This is a genomic window from Pseudomonas sp. B414, assembly GCF_055408445.1.
Window position 1 is genome coordinate 1 of sequence record NZ_JBUZTQ010000063.1, and the last position, 8630, is coordinate 8630.

Below are 8630 nucleotides of genomic sequence, written 5' to 3' on the forward strand. Positions count from 1 at the left end.
AAGTCATGGGAGAGGTGATGCAGGAAGCCTTGGCTATGCGGCATGATGCTCCGGCTTCAATTCAATAACCGTGTTGCACTCAGCTCCTGCAACCGCCGAGAGATAAAAATCATCAAGTTCGATTTGGATTCGACGATGCCTTAAGGCCGGATCTCTTGAACGTACGTATTTAAGTCACGCCTAATCTTGCCCAAATTGACTTTTTGTACTGGGCAGTGGGCGGTCGGCAACGGATTTGCCCTGTTTTTTCATCAACATGCCTTGGGGGGGAACGCTTTTTCGATTTTTTTTCGGTCAAAAATCTTCGTATATCTCAACCCCCAGCAACCCTCCTGAAAGCCCCACCCTATAACGGCTGAACGTTGATCATGGCCATGTGTCATACCTTGCCATGAGCTAACGTATCAGACGTGCAGCTGCGGGCCGCGATTAGTGCTGAAAGGCCATCCATGTTTAACTTGAACGGATGTTCAAGTTAAACCGGTGGTCCGCTGCCCGCTCACAACAGGAGGCTAACCCTTGCCGAATCCGCTCTTTTTGATCCCGTTTTACCTCTATAAGGTGCACATCCAATGAGTGTGCCGATCACGTCCGAGACGTCCCAGATCCGCATGAACCCGCCGGTGTTCTACTTTGCCGCCGCGTTTATCCTGATCTTCGGCCTGGTGGTTATCGCCATGCCACAAGCCGCCGGTGAATGGTTGCTGGCCGCACAAAACTGGGCGGCCAATACGGTCGGCTGGTACTACATGCTAGCGATGACCCTGTATCTGATCTTCGTGGTCGTCACCGCCTTGTCCGGCTACGGCAAGATCAAGCTCGGTGCCGACCACGACGAACCCGAGTTCAGTTACCTGTCCTGGGCGGGCATGTTGTTCGCCGCCGGGATCAGCATCACGCTATTTTTCTTCTGTGTGTCCGAACCTCTGACCCATATGCTCGCCCCGCCCCAAGGCCCGGCCGGTACGCAGGAGGCTGCGCGCCAGGGTATGCAGTTGCTGTTCCTGCACTGGGGCCTGCATGGCTGGGGCGTGTTTGCCTTTGTCGGCATGGCACTGGCCTACTTCGCCTATCGCCATAACCTGCCGCTGGCACTGCGCTCGGCGCTGTACCCGCTGATCGGCAAACGCATCAACGGCCCTATCGGCTATGCCGTGGATGGCTTCGGCATTATTGCCACGGTGTTTGGCCTGGGCGCAGATATGGGCTTTGGGGTGTTGCACCTCAATTCCGGCCTTGATTACCTGTTTGGCATGCCCCACACCCAATGGGTGCAGGTGGGCCTGATCACGCTGATGATGGGCGCTGCGATTCTGGTGGCCATTGCCGGTGTCGATAAGGGCGTGCGCGTAATGTCCGACATCAACATGCTGCTGGCCTGTGCGCTGCTGCTGTTTGTGTTGTTCGCCGGGCCCACCCAGCATTTGCTCAACACCCTGGTGCAGAACATCGGTGACTATTTAGGCGCGCTGCCGACCAAGAGTTTCGATGTATACGCCTATGACAAGCCAAGCGACTGGCTGGGCGGCTGGACCGTGTTCTATTGGGCCTGGTGGATCGCATGGTCGCCGTTTGTGGGCCTGTTTATTGCCCGTATTTCCCGTGGCCGCACCATCCGCGAGTTCGTGTTTGGCGTGCTGCTGATCCCGCTAGGCTTTACTCTGGCGTGGATGTCGATTTTCGGCAACAGTGCCATCGATCAGGTGCTTAACCACGGTATGGTTGCCCTTGGCCAGTCGGCTATCGACGACCCGTCGCGCACTCTGTACCTGCTGCTTGAGACTTACCCGTGGAGCAAAACGGTCATCGGCGTGACGGTGTTTATCAGTTTTGTGTTCTTCGTCACCTCGGCCGACTCCGGCACTGTGGTGCTGTCCACCCTCTCGGCGCGCGGTAACAACGCTGACGAAGACGGTCCGAAATGGCTACGGGCGTTCTGGGGTGCGATGACTGCGCTGGTCACCAGTGCGCTGCTGTTCTCGGGCAGTATCGATGCGCTCAAGTCCGCGGTGGTGCTGACTTCACTACCGTTCTCGCTGATTTTGCTGCTGATGATGTGGGGGCTGCACAAGGCGTTCTATCTGGAGTCGCAGAAGCAAATTGCGCAGATGCACTCCCTGGCGCCGGTTTCGCACTCGCGTCGTGGTCGTGGCGGTTGGCGCCAGCGTTTGAGCCAGGCCGTGCACTTCCCGTCACGGGATGAGGTGTACCGCTTTATGGACACCACCGTGCGCCCGGCGATTGAAGAAGTGAGTGCCGTGTTCCGGGAAAAAGGCCTTAACGTTGTCACCCAGCCGGACCCGGCCAATGACAATGTGAGCCTGGAAATCGGCCATGGCGATGAGCATCCGTTTATCTACCAGGTGCAGATGCGTGGCTACTTCACGCCGTCCTTCGCCCGGGGTGGCTTTGGCAAAAAGGAGCAACTGCGTAACCGCCGTTACTACCGTGCGGAAGTGCATCTGGCCGAAGGCAGCCAGGACTACGACCTGACCGGCTACACCAAAGAGCAGATCATCAACGACATCCTCGACCAGTACGAACGTCATATGCAGTTTTTGCATTTGGTGCGCTGATGGGTTTGGCGGTGATTCAGGCTGCTGTGAGTGCCTGAGTCACCGGGTTGATGCTATCGCGAGCAAGCCCGCTCCCACAGGTTTGGTGAATGTTCACATATTATGCGAACACCCTGAATCTGTGGGAGCGGGCTTGCTCGCGATGCAGGCGCCGCGGTTTCTTCAGACCTTTCGCGCACTTGTGTGGGATCGGGCTTTAGCGCTGTTGACCCCATTGTCGAGCGTCAAACGGGCTGCCTATAGTCCGTCCTGTCGCTGAATTATCAGCGTTCAGGCGTGCAAGCCTGATCATAGGATTTCAACTTTTCATAGCGCTTGGTAGGCTCTGCGCCTGCAACTGGCGTTATGGCGGTTGTGCGCGGGAGATCTTCGGGTCTGCCGGGTTCCTATGACTGGTCTTGCACACCCGCGCATAACTGCCACCCTCTTTCTGCGTGCAAGCTGATCGGAGTGGCTCCTTGATTCATAGGAGTTTCAACCATGACGCATTACATGCCTCAAACCGACAACCCTGTCGGCTCAAACGTCTTGTTAATCGATACCCGCGCCTCTGTTGCCGACCTGCTGGCCTGTGCCGAGCAGCGTTTTCAGGCGGCCAAGAACCTGTTGCGCTGTTTGTCGCTGATGAGCGGCCACAGCCATGACCCCCATGATATGAGCGCGGTTTGTGAAGTGTCGTCGCTGCTGTTGCAGCAAGGCTGCGATGTGTTGGGGGTGCTGGCGCTGCGCGAAGCCTGAACCTGCGCGTTGGGGTGAGAGTGTTTTTCAGGCATAAAAAACCCCGAAGGGTTTGCACCGTTCGGGGTTGTGGATCAGTCATGACTTACAACTTGGCGATGGACACTTCGGTGGATTTTACGAAGGCGATCACTTCGCTACCGACCACCAGTTCCAGCTCTTTCACCGAGCGGGTGGTGATCACGGAAGTCACGATGCCCGAGGCGGTTTGCACGTCGATTTCCGACAATACGTCGCCCAGCACGATTTCCTTGATGTGGCCTTTGAACTGGTTGCGAACGTTGATGGCTTTAATGGTCATGGTGTCGATTCCTGTCTTGGGATAGAAAAGTGAGGTTATTGCGCCCAGCGCAGTTGCGTAGGCAGCGGTGCAACAGGTTCCGGCTCCGGTGGCGAGCCAGGTAATGCAAGTACTCGGTTCAGAACTTCGGTTTCCAGTGCCGCCAGGCGGTGCGAGCCGCGTACCCGTGGGCGTGGCAGATCGACTGTGAGGTCGAGCCCGACATGACCCTCTTCAATCAGGATCACTCGGTCGGCAATCGCCACGGCTTCGCTTACATCGTGGGTCACCAGCAACACGGTGAAACCATGCTGGCGCCACAGGCGTTCGATCAGTTGTTGCATCTCGATACGGGTCAGGGCATCCAGTGCGCCCAACGGCTCGTCGAGCAGCAGCAGGCGCGGTTGGTGGATCAGGGCGCGGGCCAGGGCCACGCGCTGCTTCTGCCCGCCCGAGAGCGCGGCGGGCCATTCATTGGCACGCTCGGCCAGGCCGACTTCTTCCAGCGCCTTGAGCGCTTTGGGGCGCCAGTCGCCTTTAAGGCCCAGGCCGACGTTGTCGATGACTTTTTTCCAGGGTAGAAGACGTGCTTCCTGAAACATCAGTCGGGTGTCATCCCGGGCTGCTTGCAGCGGCGCACTCCCGGCCAGTAGCTGGCCGGCGGTGGGCTGGTCGAGACCGGCCAGCAGGCGCATCAGGGTGCTTTTGCCGCAACCGCTGCGGCCTACGATGGCGACAAATTGCCCCGCCGGGATGTGCAGGTCGATATCGCGCAGGACCACGCGTTCGCCGAAAGCTTTTTGCAGGCCGTTGATGGCCAGCGGTATGCCCTGGCGCAAACGGGGAGGTTGTTGAGCTGTCATGCTGCACCGCCTTTAACCACTTGATACGCCGGGTGCCAGCGCAGCCACACGCGCTCCAGCCCCCGGGCTGCGGTGTCGGCCAGTTTGCCGAGCACGGCGTAGAGAACAATTGCCAGCACCACCACGTCGGTTTGCAAAAACTCCCGGGCGTTCATCGCCAGGTAGCCAATGCCGGAGCTGGCGGAGATGGTTTCGGCCACGATCAACGTCAGCCACATAAAGCCCAGGGCAAAGCGCACACCCACCAGAATCGAAGGCAGCGCCCCTGGCAAGATCACTTGCCAGAACAGGCTGAAACCGGACAGGCCGTAGTTGCGCGCCATCTCCACCAGCGCCGGGTCGACGTTGCGGATGCCGTGGTAGGTGTTGAGGTAGATCGGGAATAATGTGCCGAGCGCCACCAGAAAAATCTTCGCCGACTCATCGATGCCAAACCACAGGATTACCAGCGGAATCAGCGCCAGATGCGGCACGTTGCGGATCATTTGCACCGAGCTGTCGAGCAGGCGTTCGCCCCACTTCGACAGGCCGGTGATAAAGCCCAGCGCCAGGCCGATGCTGCCACCGATGGCAAAGCCCAACCCGGCACGCCAGCCGCTGATGGCCAGGTGTTTCCAGATTTCGCCACTGCGCACCAGCTCGATCCCGGCCGCGATCACGGCGCTGGGGGCGGGCAGGATGCGGGTCGACAACCAGCCTGCCGATACCGATAGCTGCCATACCGCCAGCAGCAACACAGGCAAGGCCCAGGGCGCCAGGGTGTGACCGATATTTTTGAGGCCCGAGGCCTTGCCTGAACTCATGGCGACCTCAGCTCTGTGACGCGGCTTTAGGGAGGATGTCATTGGCGACCATTTCGCCAAACGGGCTCACATAACCGGCGCTTTTTGGCAGTTCCGGGCGCTCGATATCCAGGTGCGGAAATAGCAGCTCGGCTACACGGTAGGACTCTTCCAGATGCGGGTAGCCCGAGAAGATAAAGGTGTCGATACCCAGATCGGCGTATTCCTGAACCCGTGCTGCCACGGTCGGGCCATCACCGACCAGCGCCGTGCCGGCACCACCCCGCACCAGACCCACGCCAGCCCACAGGTTGGGGCTGACTTCGAGGTTGTCGCGGCTGCCGCCGTGCAGGGCGGCCATGCGTTGCTGGCCTACTGAATCAAAGCGCGACAGCGAAGCCTGGGCGCGGGCGATGGTGTCGTCGTCCAGGTGCGAGATCAGCTTGTCGGCGGCTTTCCATGCCTCTTCGTTGGTTTCACGCACAATCACATGCAGGCGAATACCGAAGCGCACGGTGCGCCCCAGTTTGGCGGCCTTGGCGCGTACCTGTTCGATTTTTTCTGCTACGGCAGCCGGTGGCTCACCCCAGGTCAGAACCATTTCCACTTGCTCGGCCGCCAGGTCCTGCGCTGCTTCTGACGAGCCACCGAAGTACAGCGGCGGACGCGGTTGCTGGATTGGCGGGTAGAGCAATTTCGCGCCTTTGACGGTGATGTGTTCACCGTCGTAGTCCACGGTTTCGCCTTCGAGTACACGGCGCCAGATGCGGGTGAATTCCACCGAGGCCTGATAGCGCTCTTCGTGGCTGAGGAACAGGCCATCACCGGCCAATTCCTCCGGGTCGCCGCCGGTCACCAGATTGAACAGGGCACGACCACCGGACAGACGATCCAGCGTTGCGGCCTGACGTGCTGCCACGGTCGGGGAAACGATGCCTGGGCGCAGTGCCACCAGAAATTTCAGGCGCTGAGTCACGGGGATCAGCGCTGCCGCCACCAGCCACGAGTCTTCGCAGGAGCGCCCGGTGGGGATCAGCACCCCGCCAAAGCCCAGGCGGTCTGCCGCTTGTGCCACTTGTTGCAGGTAGCCGTAGTCGACGGCGCGAGCGCCTTCGGAGGTGCCAAGGTAATGGCCATCACCGTGGGTAGGCAGGAACCAGAAAATATTGAGGCTCATGGAGTGGTCTCCTAAATGGGGCAGCAAGCGTTAGTTGGCTTTGGCCACAGCGGCCGGTGGCGTCCAGATCACGTCTTTGATCACCAGTGGCTTGGGGATCAACTTGAGCTGGTGGAAGGTGTCAGCGATTTTTTGCTGTGCGTTGACCACTTCAGGGGTCAAAAACTGTGCGCCGTAGCCCTGGCGCTTGACTGCCGTCAGGGTGATTTCAGGAGACAGCCCCAGCAATGGCGCGACTTGTTGGGTCACGTCTTCAGGGTGGGCCTTGGCCCATTCGCCAATGTTGCGCACTTCATCGACCAGGGCTTCGATCACCTTGGGATGCTGTTCGGCGTAGGGCTTGGTGGCCAGATAGAACTGGTGGTTGTCGGCGATACCGGTGGCGTCACGCAGGGTGCGTGCTTGCAACTGTTGTTCGGCGGCGGCCTGGTACGGGTCCCAGATCACCCAGGCATCGACACTGCCACGCTCGAATGCGGCACGGGCATCGGCGGGTGGCAGGAATACGGTCTGGATATCGGTGTATTTCAGGCCTGCGTCTTCAAGGGCACGCACCAGCAAGTAGTGAACGTTGGAGCCCTTGTTGAGAACGACTTTTTTACCTTTGAGGTCTTGTACCGATTTGATCGATGAGTCCTTGGGGACCAGGATCGCTTCGCTGGTGGGGGCTGGTGGCTCGTAGGCGACGTAGAGCAGATCGGCGCCTGCGGCCTGGGCGAACACGGGCGGGGTTTCGCCGGTTACGCCGAAGTCGATGGAGCCCACGTTGAGCCCTTCAAGCAGTTGCGGGCCGCCGGGAAATTCGGTCCATTGCACGTCAACGCCCTGCTCGGCCAGGCGCTTGTCCAGCGTACCCTTGGCCTTGAGCAGCATCAGCGTGCCGTATTTCTGATAACCGATGCGCAGGGTATCGGCTTGAGCTTGTGATACGACGCCAAAGGTCACAGCCGCAGCAAAGAGTGCGACCAGACCTCGACGCAAAATGACAGGGCGCATGGCGCTCTCCTTTTTGTTGTTCGAGATTCGGGTAGCACCTGCTGCGCCGTTGGCGGATCAGTAAGGTGAAGGGTGATGCATTACTTGTGGGAGCGAGCCTGCTCGCGACGTAGACGATGTGTTTTTTCTGACACACCGCAGCGATCTTTTCGCGAGCAGGCTCGCTCCCACAGTTGAAGAATGTGTTGTTTCAGATACTCCAGCGAGCCGTCACCAGACGCTCGTTGAGGATGCTTGGGTCCAGTGGTTTGGGGCGGCGTGCCAGCGCGCTGTAGAACTGCTCGAGCGATTCTTGCAGGCGTTGTTCCAGTATCGGCACCAGCTGCGCTTGTGCGCTGCCTTCGCCGTAAGCAATCTGGCTGTCTTCGGCAAAAATGCCCTGCAGCATTTCCTGGGCCTTGAGCGCCGACAGTACCGGCTTGAGGGCGTAGTCCACGGCCAGCATATGGGCGATGCTGCCACCGGTGGCGATGGGCAATACCACTTTGTGGCTCAGGGCGCGCTCAGGTAGCAGGTCGAGCACGGTTTTCAGGGCGCCGCTAAACGAGGCCTTGTACACCGGGGTGGCAATCACCAGGCCGTCGGCGTTTTCAATCTGTTGCAGCAGGTCGACAATTTTCGGGCTGTCGAAGCGTGCGTGCAGCAAGTCTTCGGCCGGAAAGTCGCGTACCTGATAACTCACCACTTCAACGCCTTGCTGGTTGAGCCAGCGTTTGGCGTGGTCCAGCAACACTCCTGAGCGGGAACGTTGGCTTGGGCTTCCTCCGAGTGTCACGACCAGCATCTAGGCGTTTCCTTGAATGAATATGTGCAATTCGCTGTCAGCGTTTTCGCTTGAGTGAACAGACCTTAACAGGTGATTTATATATCCATAAATCATATTTATTCATTTGTTTATTCTTAAAATGCATATGCCTTTTTGTTAAATAAAAGGCAAAAAAAAGGCCGTCGAAACGGCCTTAAACCCTGAGTAACACACGCAATACCTGTAGCAGCTGCCGAAGGAACGAGGCTGCGTTCGGCGGCGCAGCCGTCGTAAAACCTGAAGACTCGATCTTTCAATTAAACCTCGGGTTCTGGTTTTGCGAGTGCTGCGCACTCGAACGCAGCCTCGTTCCTTCGGCAGCTGCTATGTATGGACTCGCCCCCACTGTCTACCTGCTTTTAAAAAACTGCCGCCCCGTTGCATCTATGTATTAGGCCTATTCGAGGAAGCCG

8 protein-coding genes are annotated in these 8630 nt (G+C 58.7%); 2 read left to right on the forward strand and 6 right to left on the reverse strand.

Going from position 1 to position 8630, the window contains the following annotated elements; genetic code table 11:
- The first annotated feature begins 572 nt into the window (after positions 1-572).
- Both betT and ACZRMH_RS25465 read left to right on the forward strand, forming a co-directional pair.
- The gene (gene betT / locus ACZRMH_RS25460) at positions 573-2576 is read left to right on the forward strand and encodes a choline transporter BetT (protein ID WP_464015774.1); all 2004 of its coding nucleotides are present in this window, start codon (positions 573-575) and stop codon (positions 2574-2576) included.
- A 480-nt stretch (positions 2577-3056) separates the two neighbouring features.
- Positions 3057-3314, forward strand: coding sequence for a hypothetical protein (locus ACZRMH_RS25465; RefSeq protein WP_464015775.1), 258 nt, complete (start codon positions 3057-3059; stop codon positions 3312-3314).
- 85 nt (positions 3315-3399) lie between these two features.
- On the opposite strand, the gene ACZRMH_RS25470 is transcribed toward ACZRMH_RS25465, so the two are convergent.
- The 6 genes from ACZRMH_RS25470 to ssuE all read right to left on the reverse strand — a co-directional run bounded on the left by ACZRMH_RS25470 (position 3400) and on the right by ssuE (position 8196).
- On the reverse strand, positions 3400-3615 hold the full coding sequence (locus ACZRMH_RS25470) for a TOBE domain-containing protein (protein ID WP_003444581.1): 216 nt from the start codon (positions 3613-3615) through the stop codon (positions 3400-3402).
- A 35-nt stretch (positions 3616-3650) separates the two neighbouring features.
- On the reverse strand, positions 3651-4457 hold the full coding sequence (gene ssuB / locus ACZRMH_RS25475; protein WP_464015776.1) for an aliphatic sulfonates ABC transporter ATP-binding protein: 807 nt from the start codon (positions 4455-4457) through the stop codon (positions 3651-3653).
- A complete protein-coding gene (gene ssuC, locus ACZRMH_RS25480; protein WP_464015777.1) occupies positions 4454-5260 on the reverse strand; it encodes an aliphatic sulfonate ABC transporter permease SsuC in 807 nt (268 codons plus the stop codon). Before ssuC ends, ssuB begins: the two co-directional genes overlap by 4 nt.
- Before the next feature lie 7 nt (positions 5261-5267).
- Positions 5268-6416, reverse strand: coding sequence for an FMNH2-dependent alkanesulfonate monooxygenase (gene ssuD / locus ACZRMH_RS25485; protein ID WP_464015778.1), 1149 nt, complete (start codon positions 6414-6416; stop codon positions 5268-5270).
- Between the two features lie 30 nt (positions 6417-6446).
- Entirely contained in the window at positions 6447-7412 is a 966-nt protein-coding gene (locus tag ACZRMH_RS25490) for a sulfonate ABC transporter substrate-binding protein (protein WP_464015779.1), read from the reverse strand.
- A gap of 190 nt (positions 7413-7602) precedes the next feature.
- On the reverse strand, positions 7603-8196 hold the full coding sequence (gene ssuE / locus ACZRMH_RS25495) for an NADPH-dependent FMN reductase (RefSeq protein ID WP_464015780.1): 594 nt from the start codon (positions 8194-8196) through the stop codon (positions 7603-7605).
- Positions 8197-8630: the final 434 nt, after the last annotated feature.